Source organism: Bradyrhizobium sp. BR 10261 (assembly GCF_019455395.1).
GTDB lineage: Bacteria > Pseudomonadota > Alphaproteobacteria > Rhizobiales > Xanthobacteraceae > Bradyrhizobium > Bradyrhizobium manausense.
In genome coordinates this window covers 53,182-72,603 of sequence record NZ_JACOFQ010000030.1, presented here as the reverse complement: position 1 = coordinate 72,603, position 19,422 = coordinate 53,182, and the positions used below count along the sequence as shown (strand labels likewise).

Genomic DNA, 19,422 nt, shown 5'->3' with positions numbered 1-19,422 from the left:
TCAAATGGTTCAGGCAATCGTTTTTCTGCCGCTGCTGGGCGCCATTCTGGCTGGCCTGATCTCGCTCGTCGGCGCGCACGGCCGCAACCCCTCGGGCGACGAGGTCGAGCATCACGGCGATCACGGCCATGGTGCGCACGCCCATGCGTCCGATACGATCAACGAAGACGCGTCCGTCATCCACGAGTCTCATCACGAGCCCGGCGACGGGCATGATGACCACGGTCACGGCCCGGCCGAGCCGGCCGCAGCCGGCTCGCGCGGTGCCGAGCTGATCACGACGGCGCTGCTGTTCGTCTCGGCGGCGCTGTCCTGGATGACGCTGGTGGATGTCGGCTTCAATGGCCACGACGTCCGGTATCAGCTCCTGCCCTGGATATTCTCCGGCGAGCTCGAAGTCTGGTGGAGCTTGCGCGTCGACACGCTCACCGCCGTGATGCTGGTGGTGGTGACGACGGTGTCTTCGCTCGTGCACCTCTATTCCATCGGTTACATGGACGAGGATCCGTACCGGCCGCGCTTCTTCGGCTACCTCTCGCTGTTCACCTTCGCCATGCTGATGCTGGTGACGGCCGATAACCTCGTGCAGCTGTTCTTCGGCTGGGAAGGCGTGGGTCTGGCGAGCTATCTCCTGATCGGCTTCTGGTACCAGAAGCCGTCGGCCAACGCCGCCGCCATCAAGGCCTTCGTGGTCAACCGCGTCGGCGATTTCGGCTTCGCGCTCGGCATCTTCGCGATCTTCGCGCTGGTCGGCTCGACTGATTTCGAGACCATCTTCCATGCCGCGCCGGGCCTGTCAGGCAAGACCATCGACTTCTTCGGCTGGCATGTGGATGCGCTGACGCTGACCTGCGTGCTGCTGTTCATGGGCGCGATGGGCAAGTCGGCGCAGTTCCTGCTGCACACCTGGTTGCCGGACGCGATGGAAGGCCCGACCCCCGTGTCGGCGCTGATCCACGCCGCGACCATGGTCACCGCCGGCGTGTTCATGGTGGCGCGGCTGTCGCCGCTGTTCGAGCTCGCTCCGAACGCGCAGGCCGTCGTGATGTTCTTCGGCGCCACCACGGCGTTCTTCGCCGCGACCGTCGGTCTCGTCCAGAACGACATCAAGCGCATCGTCGCCTACTCGACCTGTTCCCAGCTCGGCTACATGTTCGTGGCGATGGGCGCGGGGGCCTATTCGGTCGGCATGTTCCATCTGTTCACGCACGCCTTCTTCAAGGCGCTGCTGTTCCTGGGCTCCGGCTCGGTGATCTACGCGATGCACCACGAGCAGGACATCCGCAACATGGGCGGCCTCTGGAAGAAGATCCCGTACACGTTCGCGGTGATGACCGTCGGCACGCTGGCGCTGACCGGCTTCCCGCTGTTCGCCGGCTACTTCTCCAAGGACGCGATCATCGAATCTGCCTATGCCTCGCATAACCCGTTCTCGACCTACGCCTACCTGCTGACGATCGTCGCCGCCGGCCTGACCTCGTTCTATTCCTGGCGTCTGGTGTTCAAGACCTTCTTCGGCGAACCCCACGACCAGGAGCACTACGAAGCCGCGCATGAAAGCCCGATCTGGATGCTGATCCCGATCGGCGTGCTCGCCGTCGGTTCGGTGCTGGCCGGATTCCCGTTCAAGGAGCTGTTCACCGGACCGCACGGCGTGGAGGAGTTCTTCCGCGAGTCCGTGAAGATGAACCCGCATATCCTCGAGGATATGGAGCACATGCCGCATCTGTTGGGCTGGCTGCCCTTCCTGATGATGGTCGGTGGCTTCCTGGTGTCCTACACGTTCTACATCCGCAAACCGTATTTGCCGGTCGAGCTCGCGAACACGCAGCCGATGCTGTACCAGTTCCTGCTCAACAAATGGTACTTCGACGAGCTCTACGATCTCATCTTCGTCCGTCCGGCGAAGTGGATCGGCTACCAGCTCTGGAAGAAGGGCGACGGCTTCATCATTGACGGCTTCGGCCCCGACGGCGTCTCCGCCCGCGTGCTGGATGTCACCCGCAACGTCGTCAAGATCCAGACCGGCTATCTCTATCACTATGCATTCGCCATGCTGATCGGCGCCGCCGGCCTGATCACCTGGTTCATGTTCGGCTTTGGAGGCCAGTAAATGACAACCTGGCCCATCCTTTCGGTCACGACGTTCCTGCCGCTGGTCGGCGCGCTGATCGTCTACCTGAGCCGCGGTGACGACGAGGCTAGCAGGAGCAATTCGCGCTGGATCGCGCTGTGGACCACGATCATCACCTTCGCCGTGTCGGTGATCCTGGTCATGCGCTTCGACCCTGGTAATGCCGACTTCCAGTTCGTCGAGAAGTCGGCCTGGCTCGCCACCGGCATCACCTATCACATGGGCGTCGACGGCATCTCGCTGCCGCTGGTGATCCTGACCACCGCGATCATGCCGTTCTGCATCATCGCGAGCTGGAAGGCGATCTCGAACCGCGTCCGCGAATACATGATGGCGTTCCTGATCCTGGAAACGCTGATGATCGGCACGTTCTCGGCGCTCGATCTCGTGCTGTTCTACCTGTTCTTCGAGGGCGGCCTGATCCCGATGTTCCTGATCATCGGCGTCTGGGGCGGTCCGCGCCGGGTCTATGCCTCGTTCAAGTTCTTCCTCTACACGCTGCTCGGCTCGGTCTTGATGCTGCTCGCCATCATGGCGCTGTACTGGAACGGCGGCACCACCGACATCCCGACGCTGATGCATACGGCCGTGCCGCGATCGTTGCAGACCTGGGCCTGGCTCGCCTTCTTCGCCTCCTTCGCGGTGAAGATGCCGATGTGGCCGGTGCACACCTGGCTTCCCGATGCGCACGTCGAGGCGCCGACCGCGGGCTCCGTGGTGCTCGCGGCGATCCTCCTGAAGATGGGCGGCTACGGCTTCCTGCGCTTCTCGCTGCCGATGTTCCCGCTGGCCTCGCACGACTTCGCGCCGCTGATCTTCACCCTGTCCGTGATTGCCATCATCTACACCTCGCTGGTGGCGTTGATGCAGGAGGATATGAAGAAGCTGATCGCATACTCGTCGGTCGCGCATATGGGCTTCGTCACCATGGGCATCTTCGCCGGCACCATGCAGGGCGTTGCCGGCGGCGTGTTCCAGATGATCTCGCACGGCATCGTCTCGGGCGCGCTGTTCCTCTGCGTCGGCGTCGTCTACGACCGCCTGCACACGCGCGAGATCGCGGCCTATGGCGGCCTCGTCAACCGGATGCCGCTCTACGCCCTGACCTTCATGGTCTTCACCATGGCCAATGTCGGTCTGCCCGGCACGTCGGGCTTCGTCGGCGAGTTCATGACGCTGCTCGGCACCTTCAAGGTCTCGATCCCGACCGCCTTCTTCGCCACGACGGGAGTGATCCTGTCGGCTGCCTACGCGCTGTGGCTCTATCGCAAGGTCGTGTTCGGGGCGCTGGTCAAGCCGACGCTGATGAGCATGAAGGATCTCACCTTACGCGAATGCGTGACCCTGTTCCCGCTGATCGCGCTGACGATCCTGTTCGGCGTCTATCCGAAGCCGGTGCTCGACATGTCGGCCGCCTCGGTTCAGCAACTCGTTAATAACTACAACACCGCTGTGACGGCCGTGAAGGCCGCCGCACTGCTCCAGTGATCGGGCAGGTCAGGATATCGTCATGAGCATTACGACTGCAGGTTATCAACTGGCGCCGGTGCTGCCCGAGATCGTGCTCGCGATCGGCGCCATGGCGCTTCTGATGCTCGGCGCTTATCGCGGGCAGGGGACCACCGGCGCGGTGACGACGCTCGCGGTGCTGCTTCTGATCCTGGTCGGCGTGCTCGAATACACGCTGCCCGCGGGCAAGCAGGTGACGTTCGGCGGCAGCTTCATCGTCGACGACTTCGCCCGCTTCATGAAGATCCTGGCCCTGGTCGGCTCGGCCGTGACGCTGATCCTGTCGACCGAGTTCCTGGCTGACGCGTCGCGCCGCATCTTCGAATACGCCATTCTGGTGCTGCTCTCGACGCTCGGCATGATGGTGCTGATCTCGGCCGGCGACCTGATCTCGCTCTATCTCGGCCTCGAGCTGATGTCGCTCGCGCTCTACGTCGTGGCGGCCTCGAACCGGGACAACGCCAAGTCCACCGAGGCCGGCCTGAAGTATTTCGTGCTGGGCGCGCTGTCATCGGGCATGCTGCTGTATGGCGCCTCGCTGGTCTACGGCTTCACCGGCACCGTCAGCTTCACCGGCATCGCAACGGCCGCGACCGCCGCGAATGTCGGCCTGGTGTTCGGCCTGGTCTTCCTGCTCGCCGGCCTCTGCTTCAAGGTCTCGGCCGTGCCGTTCCACATGTGGACGCCGGACGTGTATGAGGGCGCGCCGACGCCGGTCACCGCCTTCTTCGCTTCCGCGCCGAAGGTCGCAGCGCTCGCGGTCTTCACCCGTGTCACGCTGACGGCGTTCCCCGGCATCGTCTCGCAATGGCAGCAGATCCTGGTGTTCGTGGCGATCGCCTCGATGGTGCTGGGCTCGTTCGCCGCGATCGGCCAGAGCAACATCAAGCGCCTGATGGCCTATTCCTCGATCGGCCATATGGGCTTTGCCCTGGTCGGCCTCGCCTCCGGCACCGTCGAAGGCGCGCAGGGCGTGCTGATGTACATCGTGATCTATGTCGCGATGACGCTCGGCTCGTTCTCGATCATCCTCGCCATGAAGCGCAACGGCCAGGCCGTCGAGCAGATCAGCGATTTCGCCGGTCTCTCCCGCACCAACCCGCTGCTCGCCTTCATGTTCGCGATGCTGCTGTTCTCGCTCGCCGGCATTCCGCCGCTCGCCGGCTTCTTCGCCAAATGGTATGTCTTCGTCGCCGCCATCAAGGCGAATTTGTTCACCCTGGCCGTGATCGGCGTGCTCTCCAGCGTCGTGGGCGCCTACTACTATCTGGCCATCGTCAAGACCATGTATTTCGACGAGCCGGCCGGCCAGGTTGATCCCGTCAGGGTCGAGGTCAAGACGGTGCTGGCGGTCGCAGGCCTGTTCAACCTGCTGTTCGCCCTGTTTGCGGGCCCGGTGGTGAGCGTCGCCTCCGCCGCTGCAAAATCGCTGTTTTAGGATGGGGTTCGCGCTCGGTCCTCGCGCGATCGCGGCGGGCTACAAGCTCGCCGCCCTTGAGCGGACCGGCTCGACCAATGCCGATGCCATCGAAGCGGCCCGCGCCGGCGAACGCGGGCCGATCTGGTTCGTCACATCAGAGCAGACCGCCGGCCGCGGCCGTCGCCAACGGCCCTGGATCGCGCCCAAGGGTAATCTCGCCGCCAGCGTCCTCGAAGTCCTCGACGTCGCCCCAGCGGTGGCTGCTACGATTGGTTTTGCAGCAGGGCTGGCAGAGGAGGCGGCCTTGGAGAAAGTCAGCCTCGAGGCCGCGCTACGGCTCGGCGAGGGCAGGCCGCGCTACGCCCTGAAATGGCCCAACGACGTCCTCGCCGACGGCAAGAAGCTGGTCGGCATTGGCCTCGAGGCCGAAGCCGTCGGCGATCGCCTCGCCATCGTGGTCGGTATCGGCACCAACATCGTGGCGGCGCCAGAGGGCACGCCGACGCCCGCGGTGTCGCTCGCAGCCCTCGGCGTCCAGATCAGCGCGGAAGAGCTGTTCGCGGCGCTGTCGGACGCCTGGGTCGAATTCCGCGGCATTTGGGACAATGGCCGCGGCTTTGCCGAGATCCGTAAGCTGTGGCTGCAGCGCGCCGCCCGCCTGGGCGAGCCGATCGCGATCCATACGGGAACCACGGTCTTGGAAGGCATCTTCGACACGATCGACGACACCGGCTGCCTGATCATCCGCACCGCGGAGGGCGGCCTTGTGCCCGTGGCGGCGGGCGAAGTGTTCTTCGGCCCGGCCCGTTCGGTGGGAGCTGCATGATGGCGAGGCCCGACGAACTGGTATTTGCGCCGCTCGGCGGTGTCGGCGAGATCGGCATGAACCTGTCGGTCTATGGCCTTGGCAACCGCCAACAGCGTTCCTGGTTGGCAGTCGATCTCGGCGTCTCCTTCGGCGACGAGGAGCATCTGCCCGGCATCGATTTGATCATGCCCGACATCAGCTTCCTGGAGAAGGAACGCAAGAATCTGATGGGCCTGGTGCTGACGCACGCCCATGAGGACCATTTCGGCGCCATCATCGACCTCTGGCCGAAACTGAAATGCCCGATCTACGCAACGCAATTCAGCGCGGCGCTGTTCGAGGCCAAATGCGCCGCCGAGCGCAATGCGCCGGTGATCCCGGTCACCGTGGTCCCGTCAGGGGGCCGCATCGATGTCGGCCCATTCAATGTCGAGTTCATCCCGGTCGCTCATTCGATTCCGGAAGCGCATGCGCTGGCGATCCACACCGAGGCCGGATTGGTGCTGCACACCGGCGACTGGAAAATCGATCCGACCCCGACCTTGGGACGTGCGACCGACGAGAAGCGGCTGCGCGAGCTCGGCGAGGAGGGCGTGCTCGCTCTTATCGGCGATTCCACCAACGCGGTGCGCGACGGCCGCTCGCCGTCGGAAGCCGAGGTCGCCCGCACCATCATCGATCTCGTGAAATCGGCAAAGGGCCGCGTCGCGGTCACGACCTTCGCCTCCAACGTCGCGCGGATCAAGGCCGTCGCCGATGCAGCGAAAGCTGCTGACCGCGAGGTCGTCGTGGTCGGCCGCGCCATGGAACGCGTGGTGCAGGTCGCGCGCGAGACCGGCTATCTCGACGGCGTGCAGAATTTCCGCTCGCCCGAGATTTACGGCCATCTGCCGCAGGACAAGGTGCTGGCGCTGTGCACCGGCAGCCAGGGCGAACCCCGCGCGGCGCTCGCCCGCATCGCCAATGACGACCACCCTGAGATCACGCTCAACCGCGGCGACAGCGTGATCTTCTCCTCGCGCACCATTCCCGGCAACGAGAAGGCGGTCGGCTCGATCATCAACAATCTGGTGCTGCAGGGCGTCGAGGTCCTCACCGACCGCGACCATCTGGTCCATGTCTCCGGCCATCCGCGCCGCGATGAGCTGCGCGACATGATCTCCTGGGTGAAGCCGCAGCTGCTGATCCCTGTCCACGGCGAAGCCCTGCACCTGAACGAGCACGCCAAGCTCGCGCGCGCCGCCGGCGTGCCGCGCGTGCTGGTCATTCGCAACGGCGACCTCGTCAAGCTCGGCCCGGGCGATCCCGGCGTGGTCGGCGAGGTGCCTTCAGGTCGGCTCTACAAGGACGGCACGATTCTCGAGGATTCCAAGTCCCGCGCCGTGGTCGAGCGCCGCCGCATGGCATTCTCCGGCTGCGCCTTCGTCGCCATCGCCATGACCGCGCAGGGCGAGCTTGCCGACGAGCCCGAGGTCGATCTGGTCGGAATCCCCGAAAAGAACAGGGCCGGCGAGACTTTTGACGACCTGGTTTTCGATGCCGTGATGTCCACGGTCGAAGGCCTGCCGAAGGCGCGCCGGCGGGATCCGGATGCGCTGGCGGAATCGGTGCGACGCGCCGTCCGGGCCGTCATCAACGAACATTGGGGCAAGAAGCCCCCCTGTCTGGTCCACGTCCTGACAGTGTAGGCTGAGCGTGGTCTTCGCATCACGCGCTGAGGGAGAAGGAACATGCTGGGTCGCCTCAACCACGTCGCGATCGCGACCAAGGATGCCGTCAAGGCCGCAAAAATTTACGGCGCGGCGTTCGGCGCGGTCATCTCCGAGGCCGTGCCGCTGCCCGAGCATGGCGTTATCACGGTGTTCGCGACGCTCCCCAACACCAAGATCGAGTTCATCGAGCCGCTTGGCGAGGCCTCGCCGATCGCAAAATTCCTCGAGCGCAACCCCTACGGCGGCATCCACCACGTCTGCTACGAGGTCGTCGACATCATCGCCTCGCGCGATACGCTGGTGAAGGAGGGCGCGCGCGTGCTCGGCGACGGCGTGCCGAAGATCGGCGCCCATGGCAAGCCGGTGCTGTTCCTGCACCCGAAGGATTTTTCCGGCGCGCTGGTCGAGATCGAGCAGGCGTAAGACCGGATCATGGCCGTCCAGATTTCAACCGCGCTCGCGATCTACTTCGTCATCTGGTGGATCGCGCTGTTCTTGACGCTGCCGTTCGGCGTGCGCAGCCAGCACGAGGACGGCGTCGGCGCGCCCGGCACCGACCCTGGCGCGCCTATCCTGACCGGCATGAAGCGCAAGCTGATCTGGACCACGATCATCTCGGCGATCATCTACGGCCTCGGCGTTGCCGCCTATCACGCCGGCTATCTCTCGCTCGAGCGGCTGTCGAAGATGATGGGAATGCCGTTTTAGAGCGAGGGACGAAGGGATATTAACCAAGCCCGTCATTGCGAGCCAACGGGGCCGCGCTTTGAGCGGACCCGTTGGCTCGCAATGACGGCGGAGATAGTTCGTATTGTGGGGGAGAGCAAATGACTTTTCAGAGGATCGTCGTCGCGCTGCTGGTGCTTGTGGTCGCCGGCCTCGGAGCCGTCGGCTATGTCGAGTGGAAGATGGCCGTGCAGGTGCGAACGCTGAAGGCGTTCGTCGAGGGTTATGTCTTCAACGAGGCCGTGCTGGCCTGCGAGCAGGCCAAGAGCTCGACGCCGTTCAAATGGAATGGCGGCAAAAGCACCTCGGTGATCGGCCTGAACTCGGTCAAGACAGATAAATACAGCGTCTACGCCAGCTACACGCTGGTGGCGGACAGCGTTTATTGTGATTACGATCCGATCAAAAGAAAGGCCGAGATCGGCTCGAGCTTCCTGGAGCGGGAGTAACGATCCGGACCATCAAGCATGATCCGGACCCGAAGGGCCGCGCTAGCGCAAAGTGTGAAGCGGTTTTCCGGGAAGATCATGCTCAAATAATGGGATGGGATCGTCATGGCGCACGGGCAGGAGGATTACCGGATTCTTCAAGAAGCGGGCTTGCGGGATTATCTCGCGGGCCTGCCCGACATCGCGGCGCTGCTTGGCGGCGCGCCAACCGCCTGGTCGATCACCGAGGTCGGCGACGGCAACCTCAATCTCGTCTTCATCGTGAAGGGCGCCAGCGGGGGCATCGCCGTGAAGCAGGCGCTGCCCTACGTCCGCCTCATCGGTGAGAGCTGGCCGCTGCCGCTGTCGCGGGCGCATTACGAATATCTCGCGCTGTCCCGGCAGGCCAAGCTCGCACCTCGCCTGGTGCCGGCCTTGCTGCATCACAACGAGACACTCGCGCTCACCGTGATGGAGCTGCTCGAGCCCCACATCATCATGCGCAAGGGCCTGGTCGCAGGGGTGCAATATCCGCGCTTCGTCGACGACATCACCACCTTCATGGCGCGGACGCTGTTCTTCACCTCCGATCTCGCGCTGGCGGCCGCCGAGAAGAAGGAAGCCATCGCGGCCTTCGCCGGCAATCATGCGCTTTGCAAGATCACCGAGGACCTGATCTTCACGGATCCCTACCGCGTCGCCGAGCAGAACCGCTGGACCGCACCCTATCTCGATGGCCTCGCTGCATCCTTGCGCGAGGACATGGAGCTGCATGTCGCAATCTCCCGCCTGAAGCTGAAATTCATGGCAAGCCCCGAAGCCCTGCTGCATGGCGATCTCCACACCGGCTCGATCATGGTGACGGCGTCAGAGACGCGCGTGATCGATCCCGAATTCGCCTTCTACGGTCCGATGGGGTTCGATGTCGGCGCGGTGCTGGCCAATCTGCTGATGGCCTATTTCGCCTCGGCCGGCCATGAGCGCGCGCCCGGCGAGCGACGCGACTTCGAGACTTGGGTGCTGGAGACGCTCGAGCAGGTCTGGAACGAGTTTTCGCGAAAGTTCGTCGAGCTCTGGCGGTCGGAGGCGAGGGGCGATGCCTATCCGGTCTCGCTCTTTGCCGGCGAGAAGGGCGCGATGCGGCTCGAAGCCGAGCGGCAAGCCTACATGCAGCGGCTGTTCACCGACACCGTCGGTTTCGCCGCCGCCAAAACCATTCGCCGCATCTTCGGCCTCGCCCACAACATCGATTTCGAGCTGATCGAGGATCCGAAGAAGCGGGCGGTGAGCGAGGCGCGCGCCGTCAGGCTCGCACGCGGGATGATGGTGGAGGCGGCAGCATTTCGGGGCATCGCCGACGTCACCGGCGCTGCACGAAAGTTGCGGGACTGGCAGCCGGAGCTGACGGGCTGAAGCCTGCACGGCGTCACTCGGAGAGATTGCGTCGCGCGCCGAAATGCAACCCAAGAGACCTTCGTGCCCGCTCCAGGAACCGGCGTCGGCCGCCCCCAAAACGAAGCTTGCGTTCGACGGGCAGTGAATGATCAAATCCGTGATCGAAATACCTGCGCTATTGGGAGACCACATGATGTTCAGGATGACGGCGATCGTCGCGGGGATGGCGCTGGCACTTGCCGGATCGGCGGAGGCCCAGACCCCACGCAAGGGCGGGACCATCCGCATGACCGCGCCCTACGGTTCGAGCTTCACCAGCCTCGACATCCACACCACCCAGCGCGCCCAGGACGAGATCTACGCCAAGGTGCTGCATCGCCCGCTCTACGTCTGGGACTCCGCGGAGGGAAAACCGGTTCCTGAACTCGCGAAGGAGGTCGTCGTCTCCGGCGGCGGCCTCGTTCACACCTTCAAGCTCCGCGACGACGCCTATTTCCACAATGGCCGCAAGATGACGGCCGACGACGTCATCTGGACCTTCAACCGCATCATGGACGGCACCAAGGCCTATCCCGGCGCGCGCTATGTCCGCATCATCGAGGGCGCGGCGGCAGTCGAGAAGGGCCAGGCCAAGGAGATTTCCGGCCTGAAGAAGATCGACGATTTCACCCTCGAGATGAAGCTGACCGAAAAGGTCGATCCCGGTTTCTATTTCTTCACCGCGCTGACCTCGATCTATCCCGCCGACGAGGGCGCCAAGGACAGCTTCATCCAGCATCCGATCGGCCTCGGACCGTTCAAGTTCGTCGAGCACGTGCCGGGTTCGCGCATCGTTCTGGAGCGGTGGGACAAGTTCTACAAGCCCGGCAAGCCCTATGCCGACAAGGTCGTCGTCTCGATCATGGGTGAGGCCGCAGCGCGCGACGTTGCCTTCCGCAACAAGGAAATCGACACCTCCGTGCTCGGACCGGCGCAATATGTCGCCTATCAGACCGATCCCAACCTCAAGGACACCATCGTTGAGGTCGCCGAGGTCTTCACCCGCTACATGGGGATGAACCCCAATTTCAAGCCGTTCGCGGACAAGCGCGTCCGGCAGGCGATCAACTATGCGATCGACACGGACCTGATCATCAGCAAGCTGGTGAAGGGTAAGGCCTATCGTGCCACCAGCTGGCTGCCGCTGACCTCGCCCGCCTACGACAAGACGATGAAGCCGTACCCCTACGATCCCGCCAAGGCCAAGCAGCTGCTCGCCGACGCCGGCTATCCCTCCGGCTTCGAATTCGAATGGACCACCAGCCAGAATGAAAGCTGGGGCCTGCCGATCGTCTCGGCGGTCATCCCGATGCTGGACAAGGTCGGCATCAAGGCCAAGGTCAAGCAGGTCGAAACCGCTGTGCTGTCCGAGGTGGTGCGCACCGGCGACTACCAGGCCTTCATCTATTCCCAGCAGACCGGCCCGGACCCCCAGGCCGCGCTGAAATGCTTCCACTCCTCGACGCCGCAATCGGCCTGCAACTACATGATCTACAAGAACGCCGACTTCGACAAGATCCTCGACGAGGCGGGACAGACTGACGACACCGCCAAGCGCACCCAACTGCTGCAAAAGGCCAATGCGCTGCTCTATGAGGAAGCGCCGGTCTGGTTCTTCAACTACAACAAGGCCGTGATGGCCGTGCAGCCCTGGCTCCACGGCATCCAGAAGAACCCGACGGAGCTGACCCATCAGAATGCCGAGGAGCTGTGGGTCGACGACACTTCGCCCGCGAAATGACACGCATTCTCGTGCTCCCTCCATCGCGATTGAGCGGTGGAGGGACGGAAGAAAGTGCCGATGCTCTCGTTCCTGATCCGTCGTCTGCTGCAAACCATCCCGACCGTGCTCGCCGTCGTGTTGCTGGTCTTCGTTCTGTTCAGCGTCGTTCCCGGCAGCATCGTCTCGTCGATGAGCGATGACGCCGATCCGCAGGTCGAGTTGCGCCTGAAGAAACAGCTTGGCCTCGACGATCCCGTCTATGTGCGTTTCGGTGCCTATATCGCCAAGCTCGCCACCGGTGATTTCGGGACCTCGTTCCGGACGCGCGAGCCCGTGACGGCGATGCTCGCCAAGCGGGCATGGCCGACGCTGCAGCTGATCTTCACGGCCATGGCGCTTTCCGTCCTGCTCGGCGTGCCGCTCGGCTTCATCGCCGCGTTGCGGCCGGGTGGCCTCGTCGACAGTGCGGCGATGATCGTCGCGGTGACGGGGCTGTCGATTGCCAAGTTCTGGCTCGGATTGGTGATCATGTATGTCTTCGCGCTGAAGCTCGGCTGGCTGCCGAGTTTCGGCTATGGCGATGGCGGCCTGAAATATCTGCTGCTGCCGGCCTTGACCCTCGGCGTCTCACCGATGGCGCTGTTTGCCCGGACCACGCGCGCCGCCGTCCTCGAGATCATGACGGCCGATTTCGTCCGCACCGCGCGCTCCAAGGGCATGAGCGAGACGCGCGTGGTGAAGTGGCATGTGATGCGCAACGCGCTCGTGATCATTCTCACCACCGTCGGCCTGCAATTCGGCGGGCTGATGGGGCAGGCGGTGGTCGTCGAAAAGCTGTTCTCCTGGCCGGGCATCGGCTCGCTGCTGGTGGACAGTGTCTTGCAGCGTGATATTCCTGCCGTCCAGGGCTCCATTCTCGTGGTGGTGCTGGCCTTTCTCGCGATCAACCTGCTGGTCGATCTGCTCTACGGCGTGATCGACCCGAGGATCAGATACGCATGAAGCTGCGCGCCAATCTCGTCATCGGTGGCACGTTGTTCGCGCTTGCGATCGTCGTCGGCGTGTTCGCCCCTTGGCTGGCCCATACCGATCCCGTCCTCGATGCCAATCTCATGAACGCGGAGGAGCCGCCGAGCTGGACCTGGTGGTTCGGCACCGACGATCAGGGCCGCGACATCTATTCCCGCGTCGTCTACGGCGCGCGCGTCTCGCTCACGGTCGGCATCGTCTCGCAGCTCATCAACAGCGTCATCGGCGTCGCACTTGGCCTCAGTGCCGGCTATTGGGGCGGCTGGTGGGATGACGTCGTCAATGCCCTGACCAATGTCATGCTCGCGATCCCCTCGCTGATCTTCGCGCTCGCCATCATGGCGGTGCTGGGACCGGGCCTCACCAGCCTCCTGATCGCGCTTGGCCTGACCAACTGGTCCTTTACCTGCCGCATCGCCCGCGCCTCGGCGCTGTCGCTGCGAAACCAGGGCTATGTGCAGGCGGCGACCGTACTCGGCTATGGCGACCTGCGCATCATGATGACGCAGCTGCTGCCGAACATGCTTGGGCCGATCGTCGTCATCGGCACGCTCGGCATGGGCAGCGCGGTGCTCTCGGAGGCGGCCTTGTCGTTCCTTGGCCTCGGCGTCCGGCCGCCGTTTCCGAGCTGGGGCAGCATGCTGTCGGATGCCCGCGACCAGATCACCACGGCGCCCTGGCTTTCGGTATTTCCCGGCCTTGCCATCTTCCTGACCGTGCTCGGCCTCAATCTGCTCGGCGACGGCCTGCGCGACATTCTCGATCCCCACTCGCGGAGCCGGCGGACATGACCGGCGCGCCGCTGATCGAGGTCGAGGATTTGCGCATCGATCTCGACGATGGTGAGAGGCGCGTTGCCGCGGCCGAGGGCATCTCGTTCCGCATCGATCGCGGCGAGACTTTTGGTCTCGTCGGCGAATCCGGCTGCGGCAAGAGCATCACGGCGCTCGCCCTGATCGGCCTGCTACGGCCGCCGCTGTCGATCGGTGCCGGCACGATCCGGTTTGACGGTCGGGAGATCCAGCACCTCCCGGCGGCCGCACAGCGCGACCTGCGCGGCAACAGGATCGCCATGATCTTCCAGGAGCCGATGACGGCGCTGAACCCGGTCTCGCCGGTGGGACGGCAGATCGCCGAGATGTTCGTGCTGCACAAGGGCAAGAGCTGGCGTGAAGCCCATCAGCTCGCGGTCGAGGCGCTGGCCAGCGTTCGCGTGCCTGCGCCGGAGCGGCGCGTGAACGACTATCCACATCAGCTCTCCGGCGGCATGCGCCAGCGCGTCATGATCGCCATCGCGCTCGCCTGCGGTCCGGACCTGCTGATCGCGGACGAGCCGACCACGGCGCTCGACGTCACCGTGCAGGCCGAGATCATCGAGCTGATGCGCAATCTCTGCGCCGAGCGCGGCACGGCGATCCTGATGATCAGCCACGATCTTGGCCTCGTCGCCAATGTCTGCCGCCGCGTCGCCGTCATGTATGCCGGCCGCATCGTCGAGGAGCGCGGCTCCGCCAATATTTTTCGCACGCCCTCGCATCCCTACACTCAGGGCCTGGTCGACTCGCTGCCGCGGCTGGGCAGTCGCGCAGCCCTGGGCCGGAGCAGGCTCAAGGAGATTGCGGGCGTCGTGCCCGCCATCACCAATTTCCCTGATGGTTGCCGGTTCAATCCGCGCTGTGCCCATGCCACCGATATTTGCAGGAGCGTTGCGCCGACGGCGGACTTCCTCGAGGCTGGCGGCCTGGTGAGGTGCCACCACCATGCATGAGCCGCGGGGCAAGGACGATCTCATTCTCAGCGTCGAGGATCTCGCGGTTCATTTTCCTGTTGGCGGCGGCCTCTTGGGCCGCAACCGGCGGATGCTCCGCGCCGTCGACGGCGTCGATCTCAATCTGAAACGCGGCGAGTGCCTCGGCCTCGTCGGCGAGTCCGGCTCGGGCAAGTCGACGGTCGCCTTGTCGATCCTGGGCCTCCTGGCGCCGACGCGCGGCCGGATCGTGCTGGACGGGCAGGTGATCACGGGCAGGCCTGCCGGCGATCGCAAGGCGCTCGCCCGGATCGTGCAGATGGTCTTCCAGGATCCCTATGCCTCGCTCAATCCGCGCCAGACGGTGCGCCGCACGCTGGAGGATCCCCTGCGCGTGCATGGCGTGACCGCAACAAGCGAGATCGAGGATCGCGTCGCGACCATGCTGCGGCACGTGGGCCTGCGGCCCGAACAGGCCGACCGTTACCCCCACGAATTCTCCGGCGGCCAACGCCAGCGCATCGGCATCGCCCGCGCGCTGATCCTCAACCCCAGGATCGTCATCTGCGACGAGCCCGTATCGGCGCTCGACGTCTCGATCCGCGCCCAGATCATCAACCTGCTCTTGGAATTGAAGGACACGCTTGGTCTGTCCTACATCATGATCAGCCACGACCTCGGCGTCGTCGAGCATATGAGCGACCGTGTCGCCGTGATGTATCTCGGCCGCATCGTCGAGAACGGCGACTGGCGCGAGATCTTCGAGCGGCCTGCGCATCCCTATACGCGCGCCTTGATCGCGGCGATCCCCGATCCCCTCCACCATGCACCGCTGGCGACGACGGGCGGGGATCTTCCCAACCCGCTCAATCCGCCCAACGGATGCGCTTTCAGCCCGCGCTGCCGTTACGCGGAAGATCTGTGCCGCCATGAGCCGGGACCGAGGCTTGAGACGCGGCCTGATGGGCATGCAGTGAGGTGCTGGCGGAGCGAGGAGATTGCCGGGCAGGCAGCAATGGCCTCGGGCGAAAATGGGCCTACCCAGGCATAGAGCGCACCGACGGTCTGCGGCAAACGACTGGACGGCTCGCATGAAAGGGTGCTCCCGCACGCTGTGCCCGGGCCAAGAAGGCAACAGAACGTGTGTTCGGGGTTGTGGAGCGAGGGTTGACAACCTGAGACCGCAGTATGGCAAAACTCAACTATGGCGATGGGCTGAGTCTTCCCGGTTAGGGGATCCGAAGCCGTCGTCATGGCAGTCCCATGCCCGGGCGGTGGTTGCCGAAGGGGCAATGATTTTGTCGCAGTACCCCTGCCGCCACGTGACAGCGGGCCAGCACGACTCTAAGCTTTTGTCAGGATCAAGTGTGGTGTGGTACGGTCCGGATCAGCAGGTGGAAATGCTCTGCTCGCGCTGTGGATTGCATGTTGCGACCGGCTCCAAGTTTTGCCGAGACTGCGGCATGCCTCTTTCATGGCAATGCGCTTCGTGCGAACACCAGAACGCTGCGGGCGCGCGCTTTTGCTCTGTCTGCGGCCAGACGAGCGCCAAGGAATTTCCCGAAGATCGCGAAGCGGCCGATGCTGTCAAGGCCAGCGCAAAGCCGCAGGTTGAGCGTCGCCGGCTAACGGTCATGTTTGTCGACCTGGTTGGGTCGACGGCGCTTGGAACGAGGCTGGACCCGGAAGATTTGCGCGAGGCGATTTCCGCGCACCACAATTGCGTAACGAACCTGGTCACCGAAAACGGAGGATATGTCGCTCGTTACATTGGCGATGGCATCCTCGCATATTTTGGCTATCCAAGCGCGCACGAGGACGACGCCGAATGCGCGGTGCGGAGCGGCTTGCTCGCGGTCGAGGCCGTTCATCGTCTGAGCAGCCCGGCCGGGCCTCCGGGCTCGCTGAGCTGTCGCGTGGGTATCGCGACGGGCATCGCCGTGATCGGCGCTATCGTGGATGGGGACAGGGATTCGCAGACCGCGGTCGGCGAAACTCCGAATTTCGCAGCTCGATTGCAGGCCATCGCAGAAACCGGCGCGGTGGTGATCGATGAGGCGACTCGCCGACTGACTGGCGAGATCTTTCAATACCGGCGCCTGGGGCCGCTGGCCCTGAAAGGCCTGGCGGGGCCGGTCACGGCCTGGGCGGTCACCAAGGAAAATATCATCGAGAGCCGTTTCAAGGCTCTTCGTTCGATCGAGACGCCGCTGGTCGGCCGAATCGAGGAGAAGAGCCTGCTTCTGCGCCGATGGGAGCAGGTTCTCGCCGGTCAGGGGGTGATGTGTCTGTTGATCGGTGAAGCGGGGGTCGGGAAATCCAGGCTCATTTCGGTCCTCGAAGATGCAAGTCAGGAAGGAGATCGACTTCCGCCGCTGCAATTCTCGTGCTCGGCACACCAGCAGGACGCTCCGCTCTATCCGATCATCCGCCACATCGAACTCGCCGCGAAGATCGAGAGCGGAGATTCGATGTCTGTGAGGTCGCAGAAGTTGGCGCTTCTGCTCGCGGAATACGGCGCGACCGAAATCGATGGATTCCTGATCGGCGATCTTCTTTCGATTTCCATGCCGGCGCCAAGCCTGCCGCTCGACTTGTCGGCGCGCAGGAAAAGGGACATGACCCTGGCTTCGATCATTCGGCTGCTGAGAATGCAGACGGCTCAATCCGCCCGGTTGGCTGTCTTCGAAGACTTGCATTGGGCGGATCAGGTGACGTTGGATCTGATCGACAGGCTGGTCGACGAAATAGATCAATTTCCTCTCATGGTGATCGCCAGCGGTCGGCTGGAGTTCCGGCCGCCCTGGATCACCCGTCCGCAGGTGAGCCACTTGATGCTGACCGGGCTCGACCGGCGTCATGCCGCCCTGCTTGTCGGCGCGGTCGCTGGCGAGCATGCCCTGTCCGCAGAAATCATCGATGAAATCGTATCCCGCTCCGATGGGGTGCCGCTGCACATCGAGGAGCTGACCAAGTCAGTGTTGGAAATCCAGCTGGACCAGCTCAAGGTCGGCGTGGGACGTTCGTTGGTCCCTCCCTCGCTCCACGCTTCCTTGACCGCGCGATTGGATCGTCATCCCGATGCGAAAGAAGTGGCCCAGACCGCATCGGTGATCGGACGAGAGTTTTCGTTCGACGTTCTCAGGAGCATCAGTGACCTCGATGAGAGCGTTTTGATTGCCGCACTCAACGAACTGACCGCGGCCGGGCTCGTGAATGGCCGCGGGTACGCGCCCGAGAGCGCCTATTCGTTCAAGCACGCCCTGGTCCAGAATGCCGCTTATGATTCCATTCTGCGCAATCGCAGGCGGCACCTGCATCTCCGCCTCGCTTTGCTGCTGGAAGGAGCTGCCGAACATAGTCCGATCACCAACGCCGAGGTGTTGGCCCTGCATTTTGAAGAGGCCGGCGAGCCCGAGAGGTCCATAAAGTACTATCTGCTTGCCGCAGAAAAAGCATCGGGTCGCTCGGCACTGGCTGAGAAAGCCAGCCATTTGAAGAATGCCCTGCGTCAACAAGAGCTGCTTCCATCACAGGCACAGAGCGCTGAACGAGAGCTGATGTTGCAACTGCAGCTCGGTCGGGCACTGATAGATCTTCGTGGATCGGGCAGCGCAGAGGTCCTGACCTGCTATGAGCGGGCTCGTGCATTGGGCCTGCGCACCGGTGACGCCGTATCTCTCCTGAGAGTCTATGACGGTCTCATCAATTACTACTTTACGCATTCCGATGCGGAGAGCCTGTCGCGATGCGCCGCAGATATTCGAAATCTTCACCAGGATACAAACCTGGCCGGCTCCCGGTCGGAGGTGATGTCGTTGCGCGCTGCCGGATTGGCGCATTTCATCCGTGGACAGTTCGGCGAAACCTGCGATGTCCTCTCCAGGTTGCTGACCGACTATGAAGTCGATCGGGACGGCCCCGAGGCCAATTTGGCCAGCCGGGACATGAAGGCATCCATGTATACGATCATCGGGATGTCGCAGACCGCCATGGGCTATCCCGAATCCGGCTGCGATACGGCAATGAAAGGCGTGAGGCATGCGGAATCGCTCAATCACGTCATAACGCTGGTGCTCGCCATGAGGAGGGCGTGCGTACAGCGCATCATGTGGCGCGACGTGGAGGGCTGTGCAGCGCTCTCCGCACGGCTTCTGGAAGTCAACAGAGACCACGAAACCTTTCTGGGAAAGCGTGAAGGTGGTTTTTTCCACTCATGGGCGTTGTCGCGGACGCAAGCCTCGGTCAGTCATCTGGAAGCCATGAGGCGCCATATTGCCGAGCTGGACGAGGCTGGTCACTCCGTCATCCTGCCATTCTTCATGGCCGTGGCTGCGGAAGTGCACCACGAGCAAGGGCAGCATGCCGAGGCGTTCACGCTGTTGGAGAGGGCATTCCAGCTGGTGGAGCTGACGGGTGAGACCTGGTGCAAATCGGAGATCATGCGGATGCGGGCCCTGGTTTGCGCGGCAGGCGCGACTGAAAGAGACCTGTGGCTTGCCGAAGCGGTAGCGATAGCCAGAGGGCAGGGAGCCAGGCTCTGGGAGCTGCGAGCCGCGGCCGCCCAGGCAGCGTGCTGGCATGCCGAAGGCAAGGTGGACGCCGCCTACAAGGTCCTCCTGCCAGCTCTGTCCGGCATGACGGAAGGTCAATCGACGCTCGAGTTCAACACGGCCTCGAAGCTTCTCGCCCGCATAAAGGCCGCTGTCGGTGCAAGCTGCTTGTCTGGAAATGATGCCGAGGATTGAACCA

15 protein-coding genes are annotated in these 19,422 nt (G+C 63.7%); all 15 read left to right on the top strand.

The window, feature by feature from the left end:
- Positions 1 to 4 precede the first annotated feature (4 nt).
- The gene (gene nuoL / locus HYH07_RS28830) at positions 5 to 2,113 is read left to right on the top strand and encodes an NADH-quinone oxidoreductase subunit L (protein ID WP_220005636.1); all 2,109 of its coding nucleotides are present in this window, start codon (positions 5 to 7) and stop codon (positions 2,111 to 2,113) included.
- Positions 2,114 to 3,622, top strand: coding sequence for an NADH-quinone oxidoreductase subunit M (locus HYH07_RS28825; protein ID WP_220005635.1), 1,509 nt, complete (start codon positions 2,114 to 2,116; stop codon positions 3,620 to 3,622). It abuts the gene before it with no gap.
- A 22-nt stretch (positions 3,623 to 3,644) separates the two neighbouring features.
- The gene (nuoN, locus tag HYH07_RS28820) at positions 3,645 to 5,081 is read left to right on the top strand and encodes an NADH-quinone oxidoreductase subunit NuoN (protein ID WP_220005634.1); all 1,437 of its coding nucleotides are present in this window, start codon (positions 3,645 to 3,647) and stop codon (positions 5,079 to 5,081) included.
- 1 nt (position 5,082) lies between these two features.
- Entirely contained in the window at positions 5,083 to 5,889 is an 807-nt protein-coding gene (locus HYH07_RS28815) for a biotin--[acetyl-CoA-carboxylase] ligase (RefSeq protein WP_220005633.1), read from the top strand.
- A complete protein-coding gene (locus HYH07_RS28810) occupies positions 5,889 to 7,559 on the top strand; it encodes a ribonuclease J (RefSeq protein ID WP_220005632.1) in 1,671 nt (556 codons plus the stop codon). Before HYH07_RS28815 ends, HYH07_RS28810 begins: the two co-directional genes overlap by 1 nt.
- Before the next feature lie 42 nt (positions 7,560 to 7,601).
- A complete protein-coding gene (gene mce / locus HYH07_RS28805; protein WP_220005631.1) occupies positions 7,602 to 8,006 on the top strand; it encodes a methylmalonyl-CoA epimerase in 405 nt (134 codons plus the stop codon).
- Positions 8,007 to 8,015: 9 nt separating this feature from the next.
- Positions 8,016 to 8,291: a DUF1467 family protein gene (locus HYH07_RS28800; protein ID WP_220005630.1), complete on the top strand. Its 276-nt coding sequence runs from the start codon at positions 8,016 to 8,018 to the stop codon at positions 8,289 to 8,291.
- A 119-nt stretch (positions 8,292 to 8,410) separates the two neighbouring features.
- Positions 8,411 to 8,758, top strand: coding sequence for a hypothetical protein (locus tag HYH07_RS28795; RefSeq protein ID WP_057756169.1), 348 nt, complete (start codon positions 8,411 to 8,413; stop codon positions 8,756 to 8,758).
- Between the two features lie 105 nt (positions 8,759 to 8,863).
- Positions 8,864 to 10,150: an S-methyl-5-thioribose kinase gene (mtnK, locus tag HYH07_RS28790; protein ID WP_220005629.1), complete on the top strand. Its 1,287-nt coding sequence runs from the start codon at positions 8,864 to 8,866 to the stop codon at positions 10,148 to 10,150.
- Between the two features lie 172 nt (positions 10,151 to 10,322).
- A complete protein-coding gene (locus HYH07_RS28785) occupies positions 10,323 to 11,912 on the top strand; it encodes an ABC transporter substrate-binding protein (protein ID WP_220005628.1) in 1,590 nt (529 codons plus the stop codon).
- A gap of 60 nt (positions 11,913 to 11,972) precedes the next feature.
- Positions 11,973 to 12,896, top strand: coding sequence for an ABC transporter permease (locus tag HYH07_RS28780; protein WP_220005627.1), 924 nt, complete (start codon positions 11,973 to 11,975; stop codon positions 12,894 to 12,896).
- Positions 12,893 to 13,714, top strand: a complete 822-nt coding sequence (locus HYH07_RS28775; protein ID WP_220005626.1) for an ABC transporter permease — start codon at positions 12,893 to 12,895, stop codon at positions 13,712 to 13,714. The genes HYH07_RS28780 and HYH07_RS28775 overlap by 4 nt, the downstream gene beginning before the upstream one ends.
- The gene (locus HYH07_RS28770; protein ID WP_220005625.1) at positions 13,711 to 14,691 is read left to right on the top strand and encodes an ABC transporter ATP-binding protein; all 981 of its coding nucleotides are present in this window, start codon (positions 13,711 to 13,713) and stop codon (positions 14,689 to 14,691) included. Before HYH07_RS28775 ends, HYH07_RS28770 begins: the two co-directional genes overlap by 4 nt.
- Complete coding sequence (locus tag HYH07_RS28765) at positions 14,684 to 15,721, top strand: ABC transporter ATP-binding protein (protein ID WP_220005624.1); 1,038 nt, start codon at positions 14,684 to 14,686, stop codon at positions 15,719 to 15,721. The genes HYH07_RS28770 and HYH07_RS28765 overlap by 8 nt, the downstream gene beginning before the upstream one ends.
- Before the next feature lie 319 nt (positions 15,722 to 16,040).
- Complete coding sequence (locus tag HYH07_RS28760; protein ID WP_220005623.1) at positions 16,041 to 19,418, top strand: adenylate/guanylate cyclase domain-containing protein; 3,378 nt, start codon at positions 16,041 to 16,043, stop codon at positions 19,416 to 19,418.
- Positions 19,419 to 19,422 lie beyond the last annotated feature (4 nt).